Here is a 23,539-nt window from a genome sequence, read left to right on the forward strand (position 1 = left end):
AGCCCGTCAACCTTAAAAATGGGTGCATGTCACGGGTGTACCAAAGAGGTGTTCTTCCAAATGATTTTTTAAAAATCGACTCCAAATAAGCTCTCATTCAATTTAGGCCAGCTGCAAGATCACAAGTCGAGATCTCTTTTCATTTTATGTAGCAGGAAAATGATCTAAATGGCTTCTTTCATCGTATGCTGTGTGAACCGTGCAGGCTACAGGTTTCAAAAGCTGTAAAGGTAACACGGCATCAAAGGAGAACTTTAGATGAGTAAACAAACAGATATAGACTTATATGAAAAAATTTTTTCTAAAGATAAACAAGCCCTTGAGATCCTTTACACCCGGTATGAAAAGCTTCTGTACTACTTCGCCTTTCAAATTGTGAATGATGAACATGCAGCCGAAGAAGTCATGCATGATGTATTTATGAAGCTATGGAAAGGAAGCCGGAAAGGAGCTTATCATCCTGGACGTGGGAAATTCTCAAGCTGGCTTTTGACGATCACTCGAAACGCTGCCATCGACCTTGTCCGTAAAAGGAACGTGCCGGAAGTAGAGTGGAATTCAAACGACTCAGAGGAAAATGGGGAATGGAATGTAGAAGAAAGCCTGACAGTCAAAGAGGATCATAGTTACTTGAGACGAGCGGTTAGAAGGTTGCCTGTTGAACAACGGGAGGTGATTCAGCTCGCTTACATGGAGGGGGCTTCTCAGAACGAAATCTCAGAGAAACAAGGCATTCCCCTTGGAACGGTCAAAGGACGAATGAGACTGGCGTTGGAGAAATTACGGAAATATTTAAAGGAAGAACGGAGGAATTCCATTGAATGAGGAGCTATGCCAAGAGATCGTCCACTATTTAAGAAATCAATTGGATGAAAAGGAAAGAATAACGTTTAAAAAACACTTGAATCATTGTGCGACATGCAGTGAGGAAATAAAAGTGTTACAGGGCAAAGGAGAAGCAGATGAAAGTAGGGAAAAAGGGGCTCCGCCATCCGGAATGAAGAAGCGGGTTTTCCATTCCATTCATAACGGACAGGGTCTTTAACGAGAAGGAAAGGGAACAAAGGCTCCCTGATTATTCTAATGCACGGGAGAATGCTTCTGGCCTTTTGGGCTCTTTTCAACTGTTTCAGCAATCATTTGTAAACATACTTTGGTTATCCCTACAGACACATGTTTCTCTTGGAAATAGTGATGAGGAGTCTTCCAAATAGATTTGAAGATATCAGTTAGAAGGATTTCCGCTTCCCTGGGGTTATGGATACTCCTGCTGATTAAACGGTGCAGGTAAAAGGTGTACTTCTGAGTCAGCTGATCAAAGGCATCTTTCTCTCTTAAGGAAATTCTTGTTAATAGTTCTTTGTCTTTATTCATAAATAATCTCCTGGGACAAAAGTAGTTCTTCACTTATACCCGACTGTGAAAAAAATAAACCAGGGCATAAAAGATACACTCCCCGTTGTGAGTGGGCATTTTTACCCGTGGGGAGTGTTCATCATGGAAAGGTATATAATCGTGAGCTGTTCTAGCCAACGTGAATGTCAATACTTAGGTTTATAACTTAACTCATACAAATACTGCCTGTAGGAAACGGAAGTCTTGTTGTGATGGACAAGGAAGGGCCTTGTTTTGTGAATCGTCCGTCCGCCTGAGAACCTGGCCAATGACTGGAAGGAAGGGCGGGTGATCAACCCTGACAAATAAGCGGATTGCTGGCTGTCGGGTTTTCTTTTTGTGTTCAGACCTTCTATCATTTTTTCTGAAGTCCTGATACTGAATCCATGACCAAAGAATTCATTGTCACCAATCGCGATTGCGTTGACACCTCTGAACCATGAAGTAGTTGGATCCACATCAGGGTTGTTGAAATACACGACATCGCCTGGAACATAATGATTGGCAAAAAAGGAATACAGACCGAGATCATCATCGGTGTGCCAGCTGTATAAGTAAAGGCTTGGAAAGAGCGTGGTGAAGGAAGAAGTGCCCATCGTTTTGAGGAGACCGTGATAAAAATTGATGACACAAGCGGTCGCACACTCGTATTTATACATCGCGCTGTTTTTGAAAATATCCCGGATGGCATCAGCAGGGAAAACCTGCCGTCTCAACAAAAATCCGCCAGCCGTTGTCAGTTGCCAATATTCAGGATTGCAGCGTGCCGTGCGAAAAGTGGCAAAGGGTGATTCTCCAGCGTCCATTTCTTTTGCACTCACAATGATGTTCTTCCTGCTTTGGACTTCAAACATGAGTTCCTTTTCTGATGAAAAAGAGTAGAGGTTTGGAGTTTTTTGTAAGGCTTCTATGATCGTCGTTTCCGTTGTATCTGCTTTCCACGAATCATCTGGTTGAAATGGCATCCCGGATACCTGGATCATACGGTTCCTCCTTTTCAAAGTGAAACATCTGTCCTTGTACCTATCGTATTCATAAGAGAGAGGGATAATGTTTAAGCAGTCTGTCTAAAGATTTCGATGCGAATTAGTGGTTGCCCTTGAAGGCAAATGGAAGAAACCGGGCTTTACCCATGAAATGTAAGAACGAAAAAACAAAAAGAGTAAGGTGAAGAGGAGAGAATGCGTTTTCAGACCAAGGTTTTATTTCAATTATTTTACTTAACGTTATATTTACATACTAATAATGGGAGTTTCATCCGCTATTAGGCGTGGGTGTTTATTTACCGGAGAAGGAAGACCTATCCTTAATAAGTCTTTACTTATGTAAATACAGTGTAAATGACCACCTACCTTCCGCTCAGTTTTTTTGCCTGTTAATTCAACGTAAAAAGGCGCTATGACGCTGAAAAAATTTTGATATTCCCTCCTTAAGACCTACGAAAAACCTCCTCTGATATCGTTTGCTAATTATTCAGATAATGAAATAAGCTTGAAATGTGGATGTTATGCCACAAAAACAAAAACGAGGTGATTGTATTGCAGAAGAAACAGAGAACGAAGAATGTGGGCAGAAGTTTAGCTACGGTAACGGTAGCCACAACACTTCTACTTCCGGCTGTCATTCCGGAATCCAATGTACAAGCGGTAGCGGATACCTACCCGGAAAAAGAATTGGACAAAGCCGCAGCCATGCAGCAGAAGCTTATGGTTCAATCGGTCCAAACGGTTGAAGATGGTGTGAAAATCGTCTTATCTGATAACTATAAGGCTCACATCAAGCTCAAGACTGAAGATGTAGCTAAAATTTCGATCTTGAAGCAGGGAGAAGAGGAAAAAGAAACGGCTGCGATCACAGAAAACGACTGGGATACTCCCGACTTTGAAATGGAAGAAGACGGAGAGACCATTTCTGTTTCTACTGATGAGATCACCGTGAAAATCAGCAAGAAGCCATTTGGCATCAAGTTCCTGGATAGTGAAGGGAATGTCATCAACCAGGACAACCAGGATTATGGCGCAGGTTATGAAGAAGGAAAACCATATGTGTTCAAAGACACGTCGAACGAGGAAGCATTCTACGGTTTTGGAGAGCAGGCGGGTGACCTGAACCGACGTGGAGACAGCATGGGTATGTGGAACAATGATGCTTATAATTATAAAGAAGATACGAAATACTTATATACGACGATTCCGTTTTTTATCGGGCTTAAAGATGAGAAAGCCTATGGAATCTTTTTCGATAATAGTCATCGCTCTTATTATGAGATGGCTAGTGAAAGCGATGATTACTACTACTTTTACGCCAATGACGGGCAACTATCTTATTATTTCGCCTATGGACCGGAAATTCAGGATGTGTTGACGCGCTACAGTCAGCTCACAGGGACGATGCAGCGACCTCCAAAATGGTCGATCGGACTTCACCAGAGTAAATGGGGATACGAAACAGCGGATGAGATCAAAGGAATTGTAGAGAAGTATCGTGAAAAAGATATTCCGCTCGATGGTGTTCACCTGGATATCGACCACATGGATGGTTACCGCAATTTCACTTGGGGAGAAGACTTCACTGAAGATCCTGCTGCTTTCAACCAGTGGCTCGAGGATAAAGGTGTGAGTTCTGTTGCTGTCAGTGACCCTGGTATTAAAGTGGATGAAGGTTACTACATGTACGATGAAGGTACAGCGAATGATTATTGGGCCAAGAACCCAGATGGCTCTCCTTATGTTGGAGAAGTGTGGCCTGGAGATTCTGTCTTCCCTGACTTTGCTAAAGAAAATGTCCGTGATTGGTGGGCGGAAAGCCACCGTCGTATCTTTGATGCCGGAGTCGATGGCATTTGGAACGATATGAATGAACCTGCTGTATTTGATACACCTACAAAAACTCAACCTCTAGATGTACAATACGGAGACATGCTGCACTCCGAATTCCACAACATGTTTGCTCATTACGAAGCGATGTCCTCAGACAAAGCCTTCGATATTTTAAAACCCAACAAACGGCCGTTTGTTCTTACGCGTGATATGTACGCAGGATCTCAACGCTACAGCACGCTGTGGACAGGTGATAACGAAAGTTCCTGGGAGTCCATGCGTTTAGCCATTCCGATGAATAACAATGTCGGATTATCCGGTGTACCATTTGTCGGAAATGATATTGGAGGATTCGCCAAGCGTCCGAGCCCTGAACTTTTCGCTCGTTGGATTGAATTCGGAGTCTTTGTTCCTTTCTCCCGTATCCATGCCGACAACGGAAGTACAGTAGCCTTCGATCCGGATGCGAAGGATATTCCAGGGCAGGAACCATGGCAGTATGGCGAAGAAGTTGAAGCCATCAGTAAGAAGTATATTGAGCAGCGTTACAAGCTGATGCCATACTTGTATAATGCCTTCGTCGAAGCCAGTGAAAATGGCACGCCTGTCCAACAGCCGCTGGTCTATCAGTTCCAGGAAGATGAAAACACGTATGACATCAACCAGCAGTTCATGTTCGGATCTTCTCTCATGGTGGCCCCAGTAGTAGAAGAAGGTGCGACATCAAGAGACGTCTATCTTCCTGAAGGAGAAACGTGGGTCGACTATTGGACTGGAGAAGAACATGAAGGTGGACAGACGATCAATAGAGAAGCTGACCTTGGCACGCTTCCTCTTTATGTTAAAAAAGGAGAGATCGTTCCTCATCGTAATGTGCAAAAACATACAGGTGAGAAACCACTCGAGAATTTGATCCTGGATACGTATCTTGACGATGAGTCTTCCTATACGTTTATTGAAGACGACGGAGAGACGGAAGACTACAAGAATGGAGAGTTTAACCAGACAGACTTCCATGTGAAACGTAAAGGGAAACATGTCGAATTTACATCGGATCAGGAAGTTTCTAATTATGATTCTGCTCTTGAAACCTACACATTGAAATTAAACAATGAAAATATGCCGAGAAAAGTCCAGGCTGCTTCTACGAAGTATAAAGAAGTAGATTCTGAAGAAGAAGTGAAGAATAACGAAAACACTTACTATTATGATGAAGAAAATGGAACGACGTTTGTCAACGTACCTGTAGACGAAACGAAAAAAGTGAAAATCTTCTTCCATAATGATAAGAAAACAGCAAAAGCAAAAGGCAAAGGAAAGAATAAAAAGTAAAGAAAGTGAAAAGGCCCAGGAGCAAAATCTCCTGGACCTTTCTTTTTTGTGATTCCTATCCTATAGAAATGGGAAGACCCTGCATAAGAACGCAGGGGAAATAATAAAAGACCAAATCTCTAAGATTTGGTCTTTTGTGTTTTATTAGAAATGCTCAGTATTCCGTATGAGCAAGCACGGGAGATTCTGTATGTTTTCGTTCTCTCCAAAAGTATCCGAGAAAGGCACCGATCAGAGCTGGGAGCATCCATCCGAGTCCGATTCCGTAAAGTGGAAGGTAGGATTGATAGAAAGCGCTGACCGACTCCATCAGAGGATTAGCGACACCAGGAATCGTTCCCAGGAGCGCATTGTAGCCATCGATGGTACTTACGAAAACAGTCAACATCATAGCGCCGGCATAGACGCTTTGTTTGTGCTGAAAAAGTTTGGAACTGAGTCCGAGCAGGATCAGGACAATCGCCATCGGATATAAGAACATCAGGACAGGGATTGCATATTGAATGATGTTTGTCAGTCCGAAGTTTGCAATCATGAACGATAGCAGCGATAGGATCAGCACGAATGTTTTATAGCTGATTTTCGGATAGACGGTATGGAAAAATTCACTGCAGGCGATGATCAGTCCGATACTTGTCTTCAAACACGCAAGAACAATGATGATAGCGAGCAGAATCGCGCCATATGGACCGAAGTAATGCTCGGCAACCGCTGCGAAAGTAAGGCCGCCATTTTCAAGATTGCCAACGACCGATACGCTGGAAGCTCCCATGTAGGCAATCAGCCCGTAGATCAGCATCATGAGTACCATGGCAAAAATTCCTGATTTCCATGTCGTCTGAGCAATCGCCTTCGTGTCGGTGATGCCCATGTGACGGATCGCGGTGATCACCACAATTCCGAGTGCCAACCCGCCGAGGGCGTCCATCGTATTATAGCCTTCCGTGAATCCTGTCATGAAAGGGACGGAAGCATAATCTCCGATCGGTGCACCGAAATCACCCATAGGTTTGGCGATGGCGGTAATGATGAGAATGGATAAAAACAGTAAGAATGTCGGTGTTAAGTACTTTCCGATGATATCCATAACTTTGGCTGAGTTCAGAGAAAAATAATAGACGAGTGCGAAAAATACGAAACTGAACACGGCAAGCCACAGTTGTGTTTGATCAGGTTGGATGAATGGCTCAAATCCCACCACAAAAGGGACCGTTGCTGTTCTTGGAATCGCGAAAAATGGCCCGATTGTCAAATAAAGAATGATGGCAAATGAAATTCCGAATAACGAATGGATCCGGCCTGCCAGGTCATTCAAACCTTGACTGCCGGACAAAACGATCGCAAGGATACCCATTAAGGGAAGGGCGATGGCTGTTACAAGAAACCCGATCAATGCAGGCCAGAAGGAAGTTCCCGCCATTTGACCCAGTTGGATGGGGAAGATTAAATTGCCTGCTCCGAAGAAGAGTCCGAAGAGCATCGTCCCGATGACGGCATACGTAGAGAATGAGTTTTTCTGTTTCATAAGTTCGTTCCTTTCATGATGTATTGGTTTGCTTTAAAGGAATAAAGATAATCCTAACAAGAATCTCGACAAGCGACAATAGACTTTTCGATATTCTTAGAAAATATCCGTTTGATACCGCTTACTTTAGAAGTGAAGGGAATTCCGGATCCAATAAATGCAAAAAGGACTTCCTGAATAAGGAAGTCCTTTTTGCTCTAAGAGCTCTTTATGAATGACTGGGACGGAAAGGATGTCCTCTATGCGTCTTGTTGAGTTAGTTGATGATCATTGTTTCCACATTCCGGACACTGCGTCCAAACCACATAAGCCGTTTTGTCTTCAAATTCTTTCGGAACGACTTTAATTACTTTTAGAACATTATGGTAGCAGCTTGTGCATCTTTCCTGGATGGACTGCCCCACATCAAATTTTAACATTTGCTCACTCCTGATCACTTATTTCTAATGAGTACCGAAGCCTCAAGAGTTTTTCTAGTATAACGTTTATAAGGAGAGGAGTCAAAAAAGTAGATTGACCTGTTCATAAAAGAACAATCTTGTGAAAAGAGTGATAGGGAGAGTCGTTTAGTGCTCCTCCTACTTTTTATTCTGATTGTTCTGAAATTCATGTTAAAATATGGGAGTTGCTTCACTTTACATAGGGAGACACGGTGAATCAAACGAAAACAAAATAACGGATAGGAAAAGAGGAAACGGTACGTGAAGTTTTTAACGAAACAATCGGTAACAGAATTTGAACAGGTCAACCGGGCGTTGGAAAACGAAGGCTTGAACACGCTGTCTGGAGAATCGGACATCAAACGCTTAGGCGAGGGATCCTGGCACTGTGCTTACTTAGTGGAGAGCGATCAGCTTGTCCTCCGGATTCCTAAAAAGGTCGCTTACGAGGAAGCCGTCGTCTTCAACCGTGACCAGTTAACAGCTGAATACGGAGCGACCGAAGCGTTTTACAAGACAGCGAACCAGGCGCAGAAAGGCATGTGTCCGGAATACTTCCATTATTTTATCGATGAAGACCTTACCTACACGCTTGAATCTTATATGGGTAAAACAATAGGGCTCAAAGGACAGACGCAAAAACAGTCGGAGCAATACGGAAGAGAGATGGGTGATTTCTTCCGAGCCCTTGAAGAAATCGATCCTCCCTATAAAGGGATCGGTTATTTGGAAGTGGCGAAAAACGGAGGATTAAAAGGCGGACTCGACATGGATCTGAGCGCGTGTATCGTCGAAGAGAGAGGAGAATATGAAGAAGAACTTCATAACCTTCTTTCAAGTGCCTATGATTTCAATAAAGAAAAAGTGGCTGCCATCGGAAAGGAATTCATCCCAAACCGCTCCATTGATCGGGAGAAACGTATCCTCACCAATCAGGATACATCGCCAGAAAATTTGATCTTCACAAGTGACGGTGTGAAAATGATTGACCCTGTCCCGCTTCTTTACACAGGAACCTCACTTGCTGCTAACCATGTGTTCAACTATCACACCTTTTTCCATACGGTCCATGATACAAGGCGATATGCAAAAGGAAGTTATCATCAATATGGCCGTCTTTTAAAAGTGCATGCCGATGGCTTTGTGGAAGGTTATACGCAAGGATCAGAACAAAAACGAATGGACCTGCATATTGAAGTGTTTTTGAAACTTGTGTCGATGGCTCATACTCATCTTGAACTGCTTCAGGAAGCAACATTAACTATAGAACAGATCATCCGGTTTGGAACAAAAGAACAAATCGAAAAGCGTCTACAAATCTACCTGACGGAATTAGAGAAATTTACAGTGGAAGTTTCCCGTGGAAAGGGGAGCGATGGTTTTTGAAAAAAGAGGACAGTCGGTCTCTGGAGGTTCTGCCGTTACATAAAGCGGTGGAGGACGAAGCCAGGAATCTTATGGATTTTTAGAGCGTTTTGGATTTATCGATCATTCGCTCAACCCCGACTTGAAAGATCTGATGGGCACCTATACGAAAGAAGGCCATGTATTCTTTGTAGCTCTTGATGATGGTGAGCTTGTAGCAACGGGGGCCGTTACGAAAGAGGATCACCTGGTAGGGAGAATTGAACGGATGTCTGTGAAAGGTTCCTACAGAAGGCAGGGGATCGCACAACGAATGCTTGAAAAGCTTGAGGATACGGCACGTTTCTGCAAGTATGAAAGACTTGTACTGGAGACGCACAACTCATGGAAAGTGCCATACAGCTTTATAAATCGAATGGCTATCACCTTGTTTTAGATGACGGCATGCGTTCTCATTTTGAAAAAGTAATAGGAGATTAAGATTTCACCATGAAGGTGGTGAAATGGACTTCTTTCAATCATGTAAAGGAGATGAGTTCGATGAAAGAAGGAGATGTGTACATTTGGAAGCGCACGTTTACGAATGAGGAAGTCTTGGAGTTCGGCCGGATATCCGGTGATCAGGGCAGACACCATGTGGAACCCGATGACGAGGGAAGACTGATGGTTCAAGGGTTACTAACAGCTACGATCGGTACAAAAATCGGCGGTGATTTGCATTATATAGCAAGGGATATGGTCAGTGAGTTTCTCCGCCCTGTTTTTACTGGGGATACGATTACCTGTGAAGTAAACTTGGAAAAGGTTGTTCAGGCGGATGGGCATAAGAAAGTGGAGATGAAGTCTGTCTATCGCAATCAAAATGGAAAAGAAGTGTTGGTTGGTTCGAGTCACGGAATTATCAGGGATTAGTACATAAAAGATCGGGGAAGGCCTGAATTCTCTGGAGTGCTGGTGGAGTTTGTGGCCTGCCCCGGATGCTGAAGTGGCAATGCACTGGATGCCGGACCGACTTCTATACCTGAATAAAATGAATGGTCATTCTAGAAGGATGGCTTCCTTTGCTATGCTAAACTAATGAATCAGTCCTTTTAAGTCTATGTGTACTGCATGGATAACTGTGCTTCTATAAAAAGGTGGCTTCTAATTTCCAATGAACTTTTTTCTATAACACGTCCGGCGGGCCAACCCTCTGGACATCATTTTTTTGCGGTTCTAAAGAAGGATCATCTTTCCAATTAAGGGATGTTCTATCGTAACAGTTCTGCTTCCTCCTGAGTATTTCTTGATTTAATAGTTCAATGAAATCAGGGCGAAGTTCAAGTTTCTGGGCTTGAATATAAGTTTTTTTCAGTATGTGGTCGCTTAAGTCTCTCACCCTCAACTTTCCTCCTTCAGGAATGAGTATGGGAATCATTTATTTAACAAAGAGTGGTCTCTTTGTTCCATTTGAGATTGGTTTTCTATAAAGAGCGAAAAAAAAGCTAGATATTCTGAATCAAAATGAATGTTTACATAGCTCTTTAGGTCTGCAAGAGCCTGCACATAAGTGAGATTGGGTTTATTGGCATTCATGGAAGACATAGTTGTATAGGCATCGATGATTCGTACAATTTTTGCTGAATCGGGAATGCTGTGATGTGTGAGCTGCGAGGGATAGCCCGTTCCATTTATGTTTTCGTGATGGTGAAGGATTATTAGTGGATCTATATCAATTTCCGGATACTGAGAGACGATGTTTAAACTATATTCGGGATGCTTTTTTATTAGGGTCGAGTCATATCGTGTTAAAGCATACTGGTTATCCAACATGGAGGGAGGAAGTAATAGATTTCCTACATCCCTCATAAGTACGGAGCGTAAGGATTTAATGGTCAAGCATTCATTTAATGAAGAGAATCTACAAAAATCATAATACATGGCAGTGGTTAAAGTGGAATGTTCATAAGAGTCTGCGTGGTGTTTTTTCAGTTTACATAACAATTTTTTAATGGGAGGTGAGTATAAATACAGCAGATGTGAATCCATTTGCTCTTTATTATTTTTCATTCCATAGCCTCCTGCGACAACCTCAACATTTACCGTCATCCTATGTTTTGATTCATTTGGTTGCCAAGTTGGAATTCGAATTAGTGGGTTCCAGGCCTCTCCAAAAAGTGTCGAAAATGGTTTGGAGCAACTGTTCCTTTTCTGGTACGGCATCATAAACGTGAGAGAGAGTGGCACCTTCAAGCAGACAGTAATAAGCACTGGCAAGGTAAAAGGGTTCATGCTCAGGTTCAATTTGTCCTGTTTCTATCCCCATTTGAAAAATGCTTTCCAAGTAGGTAATCACAACCTCTTTGGCAAGTTTGAGCTTGACATCAATGATATCTTTCAAGTCGATCGGTGGAACGATCAGAGCCGTCTGCCAAAAAATAGAGATGAACTTTTCTTTATTCGAAGTCGTATAGGCCGTATATAAAATATCGGATAAAGCTTTCTTTGTATTCGTTTTTCTAATGCTTTTTTTTCTTCGATCCCAATACTCGTAGTGGAATTCCAATAAGTGATCTAAAACGGCAAGATACAAATCTTCCTTGCTGTTGAAATAACTATAGATGGATGATTTAGTAATCTGTGATTCTTTTGCAATGAGAGCCATCGAAGCTCCTTGGTAACCATGAACAGCAAAGAATTGAAGAGCATTCTGAATGATCGCTTGTTTTGTTTTCATAAGTTCCCCCCATTAAACATTTATCGTTCTATCTTTCATTATAAAGGATTACATGATGAGAGGAACATAGTGGATTAGGTTTCCGAACGGTCGGTCATCAAATTTCAAAAAAAAAGATTGCTGACGATCCTTACTGTAGTCATTAAGAATTAATGAATAAATGATTTTTTAGTGGTATTTAATACTCTAAGAGAGGGATCCCTCCTTATGTATCTTCATTCAAAGAGGATATTACTATATTATTTTTAACACTTTATATGACAATTGGTAATAGGTCTAAAGTTCTTATTTCTGAAAAATCTAACAACGAATGCGCCCTTGGATTTTAAGTTATTAACCGAACGGTCGGTTGTAAATTCTGATGTGTGAGCAGCTCTGCGCATATGCCGAAAACATCATGTGATTTACATGTTTTGCGTATGGTTTCCAAAGTGGTTAACCAATGAATCTGTGACATAAAGAAAGCCGGCCCTTTCAGGCCGGCTTTTTATTGGTATTCATACATTTCATGAAGAAGGGGCAAGAGTTTGGGCTGCACTCAAATAGAAAGCGGGCTCACTTATCAATGATCGTAATGCCCTGTTTTTCATACAAACGTTTAATATCCTCATGCACATTTTCTGTGATTAAGTACGTCAAATGGTCGGTCGGACAAACAATATGGTTGGAAACGGTATCCAGCTTATCGTTGGTTACCATGCCTAACACTTCAGTAGAAATCGACGCCATTTTCCTTTTGATCAGTGCTTCTGAGGAACGGGGGATACTGATTCCGATTTCAGGATCTATGTTGTAAATTCCCATGATATATAGATCTGCTCTCATCGTATTCAGTGCTTCATAGGTGTCGATCCCTAAATTCACCATGGATTGTTTAAATAAGGTTCCTCCGATCATGATGACCTCGATGTCGTTATGGTTGGAAAGCGCCATGGCTATCGGAGGGCTGTTGGTAATCACCGTCCCTTTTAATGATAAAGGAAGCTGGTGGACCAGTTGTAAGTTCGTTGTCCCGCCATCGATCAACAGGACCATATCATCTTCAATATATTGTAGGGCTTTGTTCGCCAGGTTCGATTTCGTTTCATTGAAAATTTCCTGTCTTGTAGAAAAGTCCTGAACGGGAGGTCCTTTCCTTAATGCCCCGCTATGGACTCTTTTGATGACGCCCTGGCTGTCTAATTCTTTCAAGTCTCTTCTAATGGTATCTTCTGAAACAGACAGGCGTCTGCTTAAGTCGCTGGCAATGACTTTGTGCTCTTCGTTTACAATATCGATAATGGTTTGCTGGCGTTCTTGTTTAAGCATACACGAAAGACTCCTTCTATGATTTCTTCCAGTATATCACGGATCTTCGCTTTCATAAATCTCAAAACAGCATTAAGGTGCAAATAAAAGCAAAAACATGCAAGAAAACGCTTTACATTTTCTTGTTTATGCCTTAATATTTTGACAAAGGCGCATAAACACAAATAAGGAGGCACAAACATGCAAAGAAGTATAACGATTGCACCGTCTATCATGTGTGCGGATCTCTGCAATCTTGAAAAAAGTGTCAGAGAGATTGAAGAAGCAGGATTGGATACGTTACACATTGACATCATCGATGGAACCTTCAGTCCAAGCATGCCTTTGGGAATCAATACGATTGAACAATTAAGAAAGATAACAGATATGAAATTCGATGTTCACATTATGGCTAATACCAATGAATTCTTTATACAGGAAATGCTGCGGATCGGAGTGGAACAAATCACCTTCCATGTGGAGACAAGCTTCCACCTTGACCGTTACATCAATTTAATTAAAAAGCATGACACCAAAGTGGGAATTGCATTGAACCCAGCGACATCATTATCGGTCCTGGATTATGTGTTACCGCAAGTAGACACGGTTCTCTTAATGCTGATCAACCCTGGATTTGCGACAGATAAAGGTGAAAAGCAAGTGTCATATGCTACGAAAAAAGTAGAGGATCTGGCTAAGCTGATCCGTTCCAAAGATTTGGATACAAAGATTGAAGTGGACGGCCGCGTATCCTTGAATACGATTCCGACACTGGTCAGAGCCGGGGCGGACATCCTGGTGGCCGGAAGCACGAGTTTGTTTGAAAAGAGTAATAGTTTGAAAGATAACAAAAAATTGATGGAATCACTAATACAAGAAGGATTGCAGGAGGAGGTTGGAATCAATGGTTAACTATAAGGAAGCAGCAGGAGTCATTACCAATGAAATCACATCCACACTGAACAACGTGGACAGCCAGGAGATTGAACGTTTGATCGAGCAGATCAATCAAGCAGAAAAAGTTTTCTTCGTAGGTGTAGGACGGGTGCTTTTATCATTGCAATCCATCGCCAAAAGGTTAGCGCACCTCGGTGTTCAGACTTTCGTGGTCGGTCAGATTACAGAACCAGCCATGACAGAGAAGGACCTCTTGATCGTTGGATCCGGAAGCGGCGAAACAGCCTTTCCTCTCATCATCGCTAAAAAAGCGAAAGAACTGAACGCAACCGTCGCCCATATCGGTACGAATCCGAATAGTTCCATGAGCCAATATGCAGATGTGTTCGTACGACTTCCTATTAGCTCCAATCCAGAAACTGCTGAAGAAGTACAATCTCATCAACCGATGAAAAGCCTGTTTGAACAAAGTCTTCTTCTTTTGGGCGACACCATCGCATTGATGATCGTGAAAAAAGAAAAGATCGAGCTGAATTCCCTTTGGGAATACCATGCGAACTTAGAATAATAGATTCATATAAATTCCAGGCACTTTTGATATAGAAAGGAAGATCAGCTGGGGTGATCAGGAATCCTCAGGCGAATCTTCAATTAATAATCTGTTGAGATATATTGTAAATTTATACAAAAAGGGTATTTTTCTTTTTTCTCTATAGACGCTCTATCATTGTCCTATTATACTGGTTTTTATGGTTTACTGGCTGGACGAAGCAGGAGAACCTGACATAAAGGAGGCCTACAAATGAAAGCGCTACATTTTGGGGCAGGTAATATCGGTCGAGGTTTAATCGGATACCTTCTGAACAAGACGGGGTGTGAAGTCTGCTTTGTGGATGCAGACCAACAGCTGGTTGAAAGCATGAATGATAAAAAGCAGTATGTGATCGAGTTACTGGATGAAAATCACACGCAGGAGATCGTTTCCCCGGTGAAAGCTTTGCATACAAGTGCTGAAGATAAAATTATCGAAGCTATGTTAGAAGCGGACCTTATCACGACATCCGTAGGAGCACAAAATCTTTCAAGAATGGCTCCGGTCTTATCCAGAGGACTTCTGTTAAGACAGCAGCAGGGCAAACCTCTCATCGACGTGATCGCCAATGAAAACACGATTAACGCTTCTTCTCAGTTGAAAGAGGAAGTGAGACAAATAGTTTCCCAACAACAAATGGATGATATCCTATCTGCCGTTGGTTTTCCGAACACTGCGATTGACCGTCTTTCACTGTCCGAAAAACGGACGGAAGGGGAGACTGCCCTTGTGGAACCCTATTACGAATGGATCATCAACCATTCGGAGATGGTGAATAGGGAGCTTCCTCCAGTGAAAAATGCCGTTTACGTGGACACTTTGAAACCCCATATTGAGCGCAAATTGTACATGGTGAACATGGGGCACGCTGCCACCGCATATATGGGATTTTTGTTTGGCTATCCAACCATTCAGCGGGCATTGCAGGATAAAAAACTGGAGCAGTTCTTAAGAGCAACCCTTCAAGAGTCTTCCCGTTATTTCACCCATATCCATGAAATGGACGAGCAGGGGCTGGAAGTGTTTATTGAAAAAACAATCGAACGCTTCAAAAACGAAAACATCAGCGATGATCTTTTACGTGTAGGAAGGGCACCGATTCGGAAGCTGGGACCAGAGGAACGGTTAGTCAAACCAGCCCAAGTCCTTCATGAATTGGACTTGCCGAACGAGAACCTGACCACTGCGATAGCGGCCGCGCTTTTATTTGATAACACTGAAGATGAGGAGTCTGTGACGCTTCAAAATTATATCGGAAATTATGGAATCGAAGCAGCCATCGCTCATTTTACAAAGTTGAAAGATGACGAAATTGTATCGAAGATCAAGAATCATTATTTGGAATTGAAAAAGGAACAAGCGTTAAAAAGCTGATAAGAAAGGGTGCTGACTATATGCTAAGCGAACAACTGAAAGGGAATATCCATTTTTTGAAATCTGTAAACTCCTGGGAGGATGCAATCACAGAATCGGCTGCTCCTTTATTGAATGATGGTTCGATTACTTCTAAATATGTAGAGGATATGATTGAAAACGTCCACGAAAATGGACCGTATATCGTCATTGTTCCAGGAATTGCTATGCCTCATGCCAAAAACGAAGACGGCGTTGTCAAAAAGACAGGGATTTCGCTTCTGAAATTAGAAGAGGCCGTGCCGTTCCCAGAAAACAAAAAGGTCAATCTTCTGTTCACACTAGCTGCTGAAGATACCTCCGGACACTTAGACTTGATTTCCGATTTATCTTCCTTGCTGATTGAAGATGACGTGAGAGAAAAGCTGGAACAGTCTAAGAGTGAACAGGAAATTATTGATTTGCTTCAGACGGTTGAATAAGTCCCGTTTCCTGAACAGAAAGAGATGATTCTTTAAATTATATTTGAAAGGGATGAGATAGATGGCAAGTCCAGCTAAGGCAACAACAGACAGCAATGTAGTAGACATGAATCGTCCTTCTGCAAGAGCCAGAGTACAAGCTTTCGGCGGCTTTTTAACCAATATGGTTTTGCCGAACATCGGCGCATTTATCGCCTGGGGTCTGTTGACCGCTTTGTTTATACCGACAGGATGGATCCCTAATGAGCAGTTGGCGCAAATTGTCGGTCCAGCCATTAAATTCCTGCTTCCGTTGCTTCTGGCCATAACCGGCGGACGTATGGTCGGTGGCCAGCGTGGAGCGGTCATGGGAGCAATCGGTGCCATTGGATTGATCGTCGGGTCCGATATTCCGATGTTCTTAGGTGCGATGGTGATTGGTCCACTTGGCGGATTGATCATAAAGAAATTTGACCGTGCGATGGAAAACAGAATTCCTGCCGGGTTTGAGATGATTGTGAACAACTTCTCCCTCGGTATTTTAGGCTTTTTGTTAATGATCGTATCGTTCCTGTTTATCGGTCCAGTGATCGAATCGGCGAACAACTTTGTCACGTCAGCTATTGAAGCGCTGGTGGCTACAGGTTTACTCCCTTTACTTTCTTTGATTAACGAACCGGCAAAAGTATTGTTCCTGAATAACGTGATCGACCAGGGGATCTATTATCCGCTCGGCATGCAGGCGGCAGCTGAAACAGGCAAGTCCATTTACTTTACTGTCGCATCCAACCCAGGACCAGGTCTTGGATTGCTGTTGGCGTTTACTTTCTTCGGTAAAAAGACAGCTCGACGAACAGCACCAGGCGCTATCATTATTCATTTCTTCGGTGGTATCCATGAACTCTATTTTCCTTACGTATTAATGAAACCCCTTACAATTATTGGGATGATTGCCGGAGGGGCGACAGGGATTGGCGTATTCAGTATGTTTGATGCAGGGCTCGTCGCAGGACCAAGTCCCGGATCAATCTTTGCTTACCTGGGGCTTACCCCTAAAGGAAGCTTTATCGGCATCATCGCCGGAGTTCTTGCTGCCGCGGCTGTGACCTTCTTAATTACATCACTGATTCTAAAAATGGAGAAGAATAATGATGAAGAAGAGGATGAGCTTACCGAATCCATCGAAAAATCAAAAGCGATGAAGCAACAAGGGAAACAAGTGGCAAGCAGCAGTAAAAAGGATGAAAAGATCGATAAAGTTTCTTTCGCCTGTGACGCAGGTGCAGGAAGTAGTGCCTTAGGTGCTACGACCTTTAGAAAGAAGCTACAAAAAAGAGAAATCGATGGAATTGAAGTGAAACACTACAGAATTGAAGATGCACCCCAGGATTCCAACATCATCGTCGTTCATAAAGATCTCTATGACCGTGCCAAACATGCTCACCAGGACAAAGAGATTATCACCATTGAAAACTATATTAGTGATCCTAACCTGGATGAACTGCTGGACAGGTTGGAGAATCGGTAAAAAAACAAATAAAAAAAGAAGGTTCATTTAGGAGCCTTCTTTTTTTATTTGTGATAATGAGAAACGATTTAGTATTTATCTTGAAACTGAGTCTTCCGCAAACGGGCAGGATTGTGGAAGACTCAGTTTCGAGATATAGCTTATTTAATAAATAACTCTTGTCCGGGAATATTAAATGAAAAAGTAAAAGGAGATCACATATATGTGGATCAATATAGTGATCGGTCTAGTTATTCCCTGGGTAACAATCGGTTATTTATTCAAAAAAAATCCAGTAGTCATCCTATTGATGTATCCACTAGGGGTAGCTATTGCATTTATAGGCAGTGATTGGGGTTTCGGACTTTTTTGGGAAGTTACTCCGACTTATGAGCAGAACCGTTCTTTGCCAGCGTTTCCTTTCAAAATCGGTTACTTGCCTCTATTGTCTGTTTTGTTTGGTTATATAAAAGCAAAGGAAATAGTCAAAACACCTCTGCTTATTATTTTATTCACGATCATTACCGCTTTTATGGAACTTGTAGGGGTTTGGACGGGGAAAATAAGCTATTTTCATGGTTGGAATATTTTCTTGACACTTTTCATTTATTTATTTGGGTTTATGGGAACGGCCTTTTATATGAAAATACTTAAGAAGTATAAAATTTTAGAGTAGAGATCTATTTCTTCTCTATCATACGAGCTAGTACAGAGGCAATGGTCATTTAATGCAAGCCTTAAATAAAAGGGGGCGATTGTTCAATAATTAAGATACATTAAAGTAATAGAGCAGATTGGAGAAAATATGTAATGTCCTTGTTTACGGCTTATTTAATTATATGAAACACATTATTCTGGTTGATTTGTTACTTTGGTACCGCTTGGCTTGTTCGACTTATTCCTCTCCATCACTATGAGAAGAATAAGTGGTTCCATGAACAGCCATTTGAAAGAAGTTTTTTTAGGGTAGATCACGTACATAAATGGAAAGACAAACTCCCTGAATGGGACATATGTTGAACTTCCAAAAAAAATATCTTAACAAAGAATTAAGCCTAAGTTATATTTTAGTAAACCCACCTAGCCAATTTAAAATGGCTTTTATATGCTCAAATGTTAACTTTTTTTGTTCAAATACCATTTTGCATTATTCAAAGGTACAATCGTCCTAGGCTTTTTAGAATTAAACAGCGAATAGAGAAAATAGCAAAAGCACCATTTTAAAAGAGTTTATGTTAACGAATAAGCTGTACTAATACTTATTTCAATAGAAAACATGCAACTAAGGGAACCCATTCTTAATGAGGTTCCCTTTTAAATCCAATATTTTGTTGTGTGAGTAACAGCGTTTGAAGTTTCTCAACGCTTAAAGAGCAGAAAGCTTTGTCAGGTTTCTTTCATAATATGGCGGAAAATGATTGGAGCTAATAAAGAGAAAAGGAGTACACTTAACGTTACCCACCAACCGATCGATTTAAATGTGTCTTCGGGAATTATAAATGTGTATCCCAAATAGGATAAGAACAAAACACCTTGAAGTACCTTCAATGTTTTCGCATCGGCTTGATTCTTCTCGGCTACAAGTCTCTCATCCGTCTCCGATATAATAATTTTAGGGTTCCTTTTTATTTTCATTAGTTTGAGGAAGGAAGCTAGTGCTGCACTGAAAGGAATAAGTGATAAGGCTAAGAAGGCTTTGCTGTTAGTAAAAGAAATGGCCGTTGTTTCGAAAATAAACCAGGTGATAAAAAGGGCTAAGCTAACAAATAACGATATACCAATGGTTAATTTAGTTTCCTTGACTAACTTTTCAGCACTCATTGATCATTCCTCCCAGAATAAATCATCTAAAGTTTTATTTAATGCTTTACATATCGCCGTACACAATTTCAGACTCGGGTTATAGTTTCCAGCTTCGATTAAATTGATGGTCTGCCTTGTAACCCCTACAATTTCAGCTAATTTTTCTTGAGAAACATCGGCTTCAACACGGGCGATCTTCATTTTTTTGTTTTTCAAAAAAACTCATCCCCTCCTCCTACATTTATACTATGCAACACATTACAAAATGTCAATTATAATTTACTTTTTGTAATGTGTTTTGAGTAAGAGTTTCACCGTGGGTTATAAAACATTTGTAACTTCCACAATTGTAACTGTAGGGAAACTAGTTGATTAAGAGGTCCAGTCCCGAAATTTTGGATTTATAAGGTTTATACCTTGAAGTCGAGATTTAGGGAGGGGTTGAGGTAATAGACTCCCCCAAGATCTATCTCGAACTCGAGTCTTACATAAACGGCGGCGATTATTCAATAAGAGTAATAGTGGGCAAGGGGAATATATACTTAAATAGTTCTTGGTGTACTTACTATATTGTAAAAGCATTGGGAATGCTGTTTTCTTCTGATGTGCGTTTTGGGAATCACTTGAGGTGTTATCCTATTGTTTTATCAGGGAGGGGGTATATTATGGGTACTTTCGAAATTATGGGTTTTGTGTTCGGGATCTTGTCCTTCACTTTTGGTATTACTGCCTTTTCGACAGCCATGAGTAATAGTAAAACCATTCTGCTCCTATAATTCCAATTCGAATGGGTTTTGACATGGAACTCCTCCTATTTATCTTTTATTCTTACTTCCTTCATACAGGACTCTTTTCATTTTATCAGTTCACAACGGTGCCAAAAACAAACACTCCTTCCGCATTGGTGTGGAAAGTTTGAGCAGTCAGCATATAAAGCGTTAACTTTTTGTAGGAACTTTCTTGAAAGTCCTCTATAATAATAGTAAATAAGATAGGAGAGTAGGGAATACAATGAGAGACACTGTGAATCTTTCAGGGACGATTTTCCTGTCGAAGCTAATTGCCCAATATGCTCACTTGCACAGCCGCACGGTCGGGTCAAAAGCTGAAGAGTACATCCGGCAATTAGGAATTAAGACAGGGGAATGGCTCGAGTCCTTTTATAGTGAAAAAGGGCAGGAATGGACTCCTGATCAATATGCCCGTGTGATTGTCGACTTGAAAAATTCAATTGGCGGCCACTTCGAAATATCAGAAGTCCATGAAGATCGTGTCATTGTGAAGGCGACAGCCTGTCCCTTCGGTGAAGCTGTCCATGATGCTCCTCACTTATGTATGATGACGTCCAGTGTGTTTGGTGGAGTGGCCTCCAGAAGATTGGGTTATGGGAAAGTGAATTTGCGCAAACGGATTGCCCTTGGAGATGGAGGTTGTGAAGTCGCGATTTACTTCAAGCCGACAGAGGAAGAAGACGGCATCGTATATGAAGACATTCCGATCACTCCTGAACAAGGAGATCCGTTCAACTGGGAAGAAGAGGCCATCACTGCCTTGAATAACGAACTAAGAAAGAGTGATGAGATGGTAATGGAATTATTGAAAGAATTGGAGCGTCTCCGTGAGGAAGTAGAGGAGATAAAAGGGAATATTTCCACATCGTCCTCATGAATAGCTTTTCCCCTTCTCCGATTTCCTTTGCTTGTCCCCCGCTCTGTTGATCCATTACAAAAGGAACAGGATAGAGTTCATTTCGCTAAATCAACCAGATAGAAATTCCATTATAAACAGGATATAAAGAGCCCTATTCGGAGTGATGAATAGGGTTGTTTTATTTTAAGCCGCCATGAGAGCTGCATCTGATCGATTTACAGGATAAGAGTCTTAGGAAGTTTCTTAAAACTATATGAAAAAGAAACCCAACGGCTCTCCACTTAACCAGGATGAGTCAAAAGGAGGAGAAGGGAGAGAAAATGTAGAAATTATAGGAATGGAAATATACATAATATGGAATTAACCCATAGTACATAAGAGAAAAGAGGAGCTGCTGTGACTCTCACATTCTTCCGGAAATCGATTTACCAATTCAGCCTGACATCCATGGGTATCCTTTTGATTGGATCGCTTCCTTATTTATTCTTTAACATGAAAGCTCAGATGTCGGTATTGTTGATGATTGAAAGAAAAGAGTTAAATAATACCCTCTTTCTGCACGATACGATTGTGTTAAATGTCCAGGAATATGGGGTGCACATGTGGCATACCATACGACTCGTTTTTTCGGGTGGTGGGCTTGAGTACTATCATCGGGGGAAGTACTTTCCGCTTTTTCCTGAGTTGATGGAGTTATTTACCAAGTCTATGATGTATCTACTTTTAGGGTTGGCACTTGGTCTGGTTGTGGCGGTTCTAATCACCATGATGATCATGTCATTATCCAATAAATTGCGGGCGTTCCCTAAAATGGTCTTGTTTGTTCTAGAATCACTGCCTGACATTTTTATTATCCTGGTCCTTCAATTGCTTATCGTGTGGATCTACAAGAATACGAATATCCTCCTCTTTTCTATCACAAGTACTATGGACAGCGATCCATGGTTACTTCCTGTCCTGGTATTATCTATTCTTCCTGGCATTTATGTAACGAAGTATTTGTTATTAGCCTTTGAGTTTGAAGAAGAGCAGCCGTATGTGAAGTTAGCCTTAAGCAAAGGGATGAGCAAGTGGAGAATATTGTTCATTCACATGTTTCGAAACTCTGTGCTGACCTTATTCAACCACTTTAAAAGTATCTTCACTTTCGCATTAGCTAATCTGCTGATGTTGGAAATCATTTTTGATATTGATGGGTTTATGACGTTCATTTATGAGCATAGTGTATTGAATCCCGAAATTTTGACAATTGGCTTATTCCTCGTATTTGTTCCGTTTTTTATCCTGTTTACGATCCTTCAATGGGTGTTGGAGTCGAAGTTTTTGAAGGGAGGGGTAACGGTTGACTAATACAAGTAAAGCCTTGGTTTTTATCGGTTCTCTTTACCTTATTGGTTTAATGATCGCAAGTTTTGCTTACAGCTTTTTCATACAATCTGAACTGGCAGAACCGGAGAAGTTATTATTTGATGATGAAGGCAATATCCTTGCCCTGGCCCCTTTTCCACCTTCGATCCAATATCCATTAGGGAGTGATATTGACGGGAACAGTTACCTCGTTAAAGTGATGGAGGGCGCGAAATATACCATCGGACTCTCGGTAATCATTGCTGTAGGAAGAATGCTTTTATCTGTGGTTGGTGGGTATTTGCTATTTTTACTTCCGGCTTCGATGAAACGTCTGTTTCGAGGGTTATCTGATACGCTGCATTATGCTCCTGCCACTATTTTTACATATGTGCTCATCACCCCGGTCGTTTTAACATTTAGCTGGAGCTATGATGTGACAACGAAAATTGTGTTTCCTTGTTTAGTGATCATTGCTGTAGGTGTACCTGTGTTGTCTTTATATGTACAAAAAGAAATAGACCTCGCTTTAGAGAATGAGTTCATCGATAGCGCGCGGACCATGGGAGCAAGTAGATTCCACATCTTTAGAAAACATATCGCGCCTTACCTAACCCCGAAAATCTTCATCACGTTTGTTCAGCAGATCGGGCAGTCTCTGATTATTTTTGCGCACCTCGGACTATTAAATGTATTCATTGGAGGCTCTGAAACGAGAGTAATGGAATACGACGTCATGACAGGAGAAGCCAGAACCGAAATCTTTTCCATGTCGAACGAATGGGCGGGGATGATTAGTGATAACTTTCAGTATATGAGACCTTTCCCATGGATGGTTCTTGCTCCTGTGGCTGCCTTTGCTTTGACGATATTGGCCGTCAACGTCATTGTTTATGGGCTGGAAGCGAAGCGGAAGCCGAAACGAGCGAAAGGGTTGAAACAAACGAGTGAACCTGCAGACGTTTTCTTGGACAAAGAGAAATTTCGTATGGTCAAATCATTCGACCATCAGAAAGGGAGGGAGAGTCGTATCTAAAAAAATCCTTCATC

Annotated in this window: 25 protein-coding genes; 15 read left to right on the top strand and 10 right to left on the bottom strand. The window is 41.6% G+C overall.

The features are described from left to right. Positions 1–258: 258 nt before the first annotated feature. Together J0K78_RS07745 and J0K78_RS07750 are read left to right on the top strand one after the other, a co-directional pair. On the top strand, positions 259–825 hold the full coding sequence (locus tag J0K78_RS07745) for an RNA polymerase sigma factor (RefSeq protein ID WP_206946144.1): 567 nt from the start codon (positions 259–261) through the stop codon (positions 823–825). After that, entirely contained in the window at positions 818–1,045 is a 228-nt protein-coding gene (locus J0K78_RS07750; protein WP_206946145.1) for a zf-HC2 domain-containing protein, read from the top strand. The genes J0K78_RS07745 and J0K78_RS07750 overlap by 8 nt, the downstream gene beginning before the upstream one ends. Before the next feature lie 35 nt (positions 1,046–1,080). On the opposite strand, the gene J0K78_RS07755 is transcribed toward J0K78_RS07750, so the two are convergent. After that, entirely contained in the window at positions 1,081–1,374 is a 294-nt protein-coding gene (locus tag J0K78_RS07755; RefSeq protein ID WP_206946146.1) for an RNA polymerase sigma factor, read from the bottom strand. A gap of 167 nt (positions 1,375–1,541) precedes the next feature. Further along, positions 1,542–2,378, bottom strand: coding sequence for a protein-glutamine gamma-glutamyltransferase (locus J0K78_RS07760; protein ID WP_206946147.1), 837 nt, complete (start codon positions 2,376–2,378; stop codon positions 1,542–1,544). A gap of 555 nt (positions 2,379–2,933) precedes the next feature. Here J0K78_RS07760 and J0K78_RS07765 point away from each other — a divergent pair. Beyond that, positions 2,934–5,546, top strand: coding sequence for a glycoside hydrolase family 31 protein (locus J0K78_RS07765; RefSeq protein ID WP_242517767.1), 2,613 nt, complete (start codon positions 2,934–2,936; stop codon positions 5,544–5,546). A 154-nt stretch (positions 5,547–5,700) separates the two neighbouring features. Here the strand turns inward: J0K78_RS07765 and brnQ are convergent, their stop codons facing one another. Beyond that, positions 5,701–7,071 carry a branched-chain amino acid transport system II carrier protein gene (brnQ, locus tag J0K78_RS07770; protein ID WP_206946149.1) on the bottom strand — a complete coding sequence of 457 codons (1,371 nt, stop codon included), beginning with the start codon at positions 7,069–7,071 and terminating at the stop codon, positions 5,701–5,703. 239 nt (positions 7,072–7,310) lie between these two features. Then, positions 7,311–7,490, bottom strand: a complete 180-nt coding sequence (locus J0K78_RS07775) for a hypothetical protein (RefSeq protein WP_160912481.1) — start codon at positions 7,488–7,490, stop codon at positions 7,311–7,313. A gap of 282 nt (positions 7,491–7,772) precedes the next feature. On the opposite strand from J0K78_RS07775, the gene J0K78_RS07780 reads away from it, so the two are divergent. The 3 genes from J0K78_RS07780 (at position 7,773) to J0K78_RS07790 (ending at position 9,788) form a co-directional block, all read left to right on the top strand. After that, positions 7,773–8,897, top strand: a complete 1,125-nt coding sequence (locus J0K78_RS07780) for a hypothetical protein (RefSeq protein ID WP_206946150.1) — start codon at positions 7,773–7,775, stop codon at positions 8,895–8,897. Between the two features lie 133 nt (positions 8,898–9,030). After that, a complete protein-coding gene (locus J0K78_RS07785; protein ID WP_206946151.1) occupies positions 9,031–9,312 on the top strand; it encodes a GNAT family N-acetyltransferase in 282 nt (93 codons plus the stop codon). Positions 9,313–9,416: 104 nt separating this feature from the next. Further along, on the top strand, positions 9,417–9,788 hold the full coding sequence (locus tag J0K78_RS07790; protein WP_206946152.1) for an FAS1-like dehydratase domain-containing protein: 372 nt from the start codon (positions 9,417–9,419) through the stop codon (positions 9,786–9,788). A 253-nt stretch (positions 9,789–10,041) separates the two neighbouring features. Here the strand turns inward: J0K78_RS07790 and sda are convergent, their stop codons facing one another. From sda to J0K78_RS07810, 4 genes are all read right to left on the bottom strand, one after another. Continuing rightward, positions 10,042–10,293: a sporulation histidine kinase inhibitor Sda gene (gene sda, locus J0K78_RS20280; RefSeq protein ID WP_370551093.1), complete on the bottom strand. Its 252-nt coding sequence runs from the start codon at positions 10,291–10,293 to the stop codon at positions 10,042–10,044. Then, a complete protein-coding gene (locus tag J0K78_RS07800) occupies positions 10,290–10,925 on the bottom strand; it encodes an HD-GYP domain-containing protein (protein ID WP_206946154.1) in 636 nt (211 codons plus the stop codon). Before J0K78_RS07800 ends, sda begins: the two co-directional genes overlap by 4 nt. Before the next feature lie 52 nt (positions 10,926–10,977). Next, entirely contained in the window at positions 10,978–11,592 is a 615-nt protein-coding gene (locus J0K78_RS07805; RefSeq protein ID WP_206946155.1) for a TetR/AcrR family transcriptional regulator, read from the bottom strand. Between the two features lie 555 nt (positions 11,593–12,147). Further along, positions 12,148–12,900, bottom strand: coding sequence for a DeoR/GlpR family DNA-binding transcription regulator (locus J0K78_RS07810; RefSeq protein WP_206946156.1), 753 nt, complete (start codon positions 12,898–12,900; stop codon positions 12,148–12,150). A 180-nt stretch (positions 12,901–13,080) separates the two neighbouring features. On the opposite strand from J0K78_RS07810, the gene J0K78_RS07815 reads away from it, so the two are divergent. The 6 genes from J0K78_RS07815 to J0K78_RS07840 all read left to right on the top strand — a co-directional run bounded on the left by J0K78_RS07815 (position 13,081) and on the right by J0K78_RS07840 (position 18,365). Next, the gene (locus J0K78_RS07815) at positions 13,081–13,791 is read left to right on the top strand and encodes a ribulose-phosphate 3-epimerase (RefSeq protein WP_206946157.1); all 711 of its coding nucleotides are present in this window, start codon (positions 13,081–13,083) and stop codon (positions 13,789–13,791) included. Next, positions 13,784–14,344 carry a 6-phospho-3-hexuloisomerase gene (hxlB, locus tag J0K78_RS07820; RefSeq protein ID WP_206946158.1) on the top strand — a complete coding sequence of 187 codons (561 nt, stop codon included), beginning with the start codon at positions 13,784–13,786 and terminating at the stop codon, positions 14,342–14,344. The genes J0K78_RS07815 and hxlB overlap by 8 nt, the downstream gene beginning before the upstream one ends. Before the next feature lie 234 nt (positions 14,345–14,578). After that, complete coding sequence (locus J0K78_RS07825; protein WP_206946159.1) at positions 14,579–15,742, top strand: mannitol-1-phosphate 5-dehydrogenase; 1,164 nt, start codon at positions 14,579–14,581, stop codon at positions 15,740–15,742. A gap of 20 nt (positions 15,743–15,762) precedes the next feature. After that, the gene (locus tag J0K78_RS07830; protein WP_206946160.1) at positions 15,763–16,203 is read left to right on the top strand and encodes a PTS sugar transporter subunit IIA; all 441 of its coding nucleotides are present in this window, start codon (positions 15,763–15,765) and stop codon (positions 16,201–16,203) included. A gap of 61 nt (positions 16,204–16,264) precedes the next feature. Further along, entirely contained in the window at positions 16,265–17,710 is a 1,446-nt protein-coding gene (locus tag J0K78_RS07835) for a PTS mannitol transporter subunit IIBC (RefSeq protein ID WP_305037802.1), read from the top strand. A gap of 202 nt (positions 17,711–17,912) precedes the next feature. Then, positions 17,913–18,365: a hypothetical protein gene (locus J0K78_RS07840; protein ID WP_206946161.1), complete on the top strand. Its 453-nt coding sequence runs from the start codon at positions 17,913–17,915 to the stop codon at positions 18,363–18,365. Positions 18,366–19,075: 710 nt separating this feature from the next. Here J0K78_RS07840 and J0K78_RS07845 read toward each other — a convergent pair. Together J0K78_RS07845 and J0K78_RS07850 are read right to left on the bottom strand one after the other, a co-directional pair. After that, positions 19,076–19,510 (bottom strand): hypothetical protein, encoded by a 435-nt coding sequence (locus J0K78_RS07845; RefSeq protein ID WP_206946162.1) that lies wholly within the window; start codon positions 19,508–19,510, stop codon positions 19,076–19,078. A gap of 3 nt (positions 19,511–19,513) precedes the next feature. Then, entirely contained in the window at positions 19,514–19,708 is a 195-nt protein-coding gene (locus J0K78_RS07850; protein WP_206946163.1) for a helix-turn-helix transcriptional regulator, read from the bottom strand. A gap of 795 nt (positions 19,709–20,503) precedes the next feature. Between J0K78_RS07850 and J0K78_RS07855 the strand changes: the two genes are divergently transcribed. The 3 genes from J0K78_RS07855 (at position 20,504) to J0K78_RS07865 (ending at position 23,525) form a co-directional block, all read left to right on the top strand. Beyond that, entirely contained in the window at positions 20,504–21,160 is a 657-nt protein-coding gene (locus tag J0K78_RS07855; RefSeq protein WP_206946164.1) for a methanogen output domain 1-containing protein, read from the top strand. A 378-nt stretch (positions 21,161–21,538) separates the two neighbouring features. Beyond that, positions 21,539–22,492, top strand: coding sequence for an ABC transporter permease subunit (locus tag J0K78_RS20040; protein ID WP_206946165.1), 954 nt, complete (start codon positions 21,539–21,541; stop codon positions 22,490–22,492). Continuing rightward, on the top strand, positions 22,485–23,525 hold the full coding sequence (locus J0K78_RS07865; RefSeq protein WP_206946166.1) for an ABC transporter permease subunit: 1,041 nt from the start codon (positions 22,485–22,487) through the stop codon (positions 23,523–23,525). The genes J0K78_RS20040 and J0K78_RS07865 overlap by 8 nt, the downstream gene beginning before the upstream one ends. Positions 23,526–23,539: the final 14 nt, after the last annotated feature.

Origin of the sequence: Halobacillus sp. GSS1, assembly GCF_017307035.1 — a bacterium.
Classification (GTDB): domain Bacteria; phylum Bacillota; class Bacilli; order Bacillales; family Halobacillaceae; genus Halobacillus; species Halobacillus litoralis.

Excerpts from the sequence above, each read along its gene's own strand:
- J0K78_RS07745 (WP_206946144.1), top strand. The coding sequence starts at position 259 with ATGAGTAAACAAACAGATATAGACTTATATGAAAAAATTTTTTCTAAA.
- J0K78_RS07755 (WP_206946146.1), bottom strand. The coding sequence starts at position 1,374 with ATGAATAAAGACAAAGAACTATTAACAAGAATTTCCTTAAGAGAGAAA.
- J0K78_RS07760 (WP_206946147.1), bottom strand. The coding sequence starts at position 2,378 with ATGATCCAGGTATCCGGGATGCCATTTCAACCAGATGATTCGTGGAAA.
- brnQ (WP_206946149.1), bottom strand. The coding sequence starts at position 7,071 with ATGAAACAGAAAAACTCATTCTCTACGTATGCCGTCATCGGGACGATG.
- J0K78_RS07775 (WP_160912481.1), bottom strand. The coding sequence starts at position 7,490 with ATGTTAAAATTTGATGTGGGGCAGTCCATCCAGGAAAGATGCACAAGC.
- J0K78_RS07785 (WP_206946151.1), top strand. The coding sequence starts at position 9,031 with ATGGGCACCTATACGAAAGAAGGCCATGTATTCTTTGTAGCTCTTGAT.
- J0K78_RS07790 (WP_206946152.1), top strand. The coding sequence starts at position 9,417 with ATGAAAGAAGGAGATGTGTACATTTGGAAGCGCACGTTTACGAATGAG.
- sda (WP_370551093.1), bottom strand. The coding sequence starts at position 10,293 with ATGATTCCCATACTCATTCCTGAAGGAGGAAAGTTGAGGGTGAGAGAC.
- J0K78_RS07800 (WP_206946154.1), bottom strand. The coding sequence starts at position 10,925 with ATGAAAAATAATAAAGAGCAAATGGATTCACATCTGCTGTATTTATAC.
- J0K78_RS07805 (WP_206946155.1), bottom strand. The coding sequence starts at position 11,592 with ATGAAAACAAAACAAGCGATCATTCAGAATGCTCTTCAATTCTTTGCT.
- J0K78_RS07810 (WP_206946156.1), bottom strand. The coding sequence starts at position 12,900 with ATGCTTAAACAAGAACGCCAGCAAACCATTATCGATATTGTAAACGAA.
- J0K78_RS07815 (WP_206946157.1), top strand. The coding sequence starts at position 13,081 with ATGCAAAGAAGTATAACGATTGCACCGTCTATCATGTGTGCGGATCTC.
- hxlB (WP_206946158.1), top strand. The coding sequence starts at position 13,784 with ATGGTTAACTATAAGGAAGCAGCAGGAGTCATTACCAATGAAATCACA.
- J0K78_RS07825 (WP_206946159.1), top strand. The coding sequence starts at position 14,579 with ATGAAAGCGCTACATTTTGGGGCAGGTAATATCGGTCGAGGTTTAATC.
- J0K78_RS07830 (WP_206946160.1), top strand. The coding sequence starts at position 15,763 with ATGCTAAGCGAACAACTGAAAGGGAATATCCATTTTTTGAAATCTGTA.
- J0K78_RS07835 (WP_305037802.1), top strand. The coding sequence starts at position 16,265 with ATGGCAAGTCCAGCTAAGGCAACAACAGACAGCAATGTAGTAGACATG.
- J0K78_RS07840 (WP_206946161.1), top strand. The coding sequence starts at position 17,913 with ATGTGGATCAATATAGTGATCGGTCTAGTTATTCCCTGGGTAACAATC.
- J0K78_RS07845 (WP_206946162.1), bottom strand. The coding sequence starts at position 19,510 with ATGAGTGCTGAAAAGTTAGTCAAGGAAACTAAATTAACCATTGGTATA.
- J0K78_RS07855 (WP_206946164.1), top strand. The coding sequence starts at position 20,504 with ATGAGAGACACTGTGAATCTTTCAGGGACGATTTTCCTGTCGAAGCTA.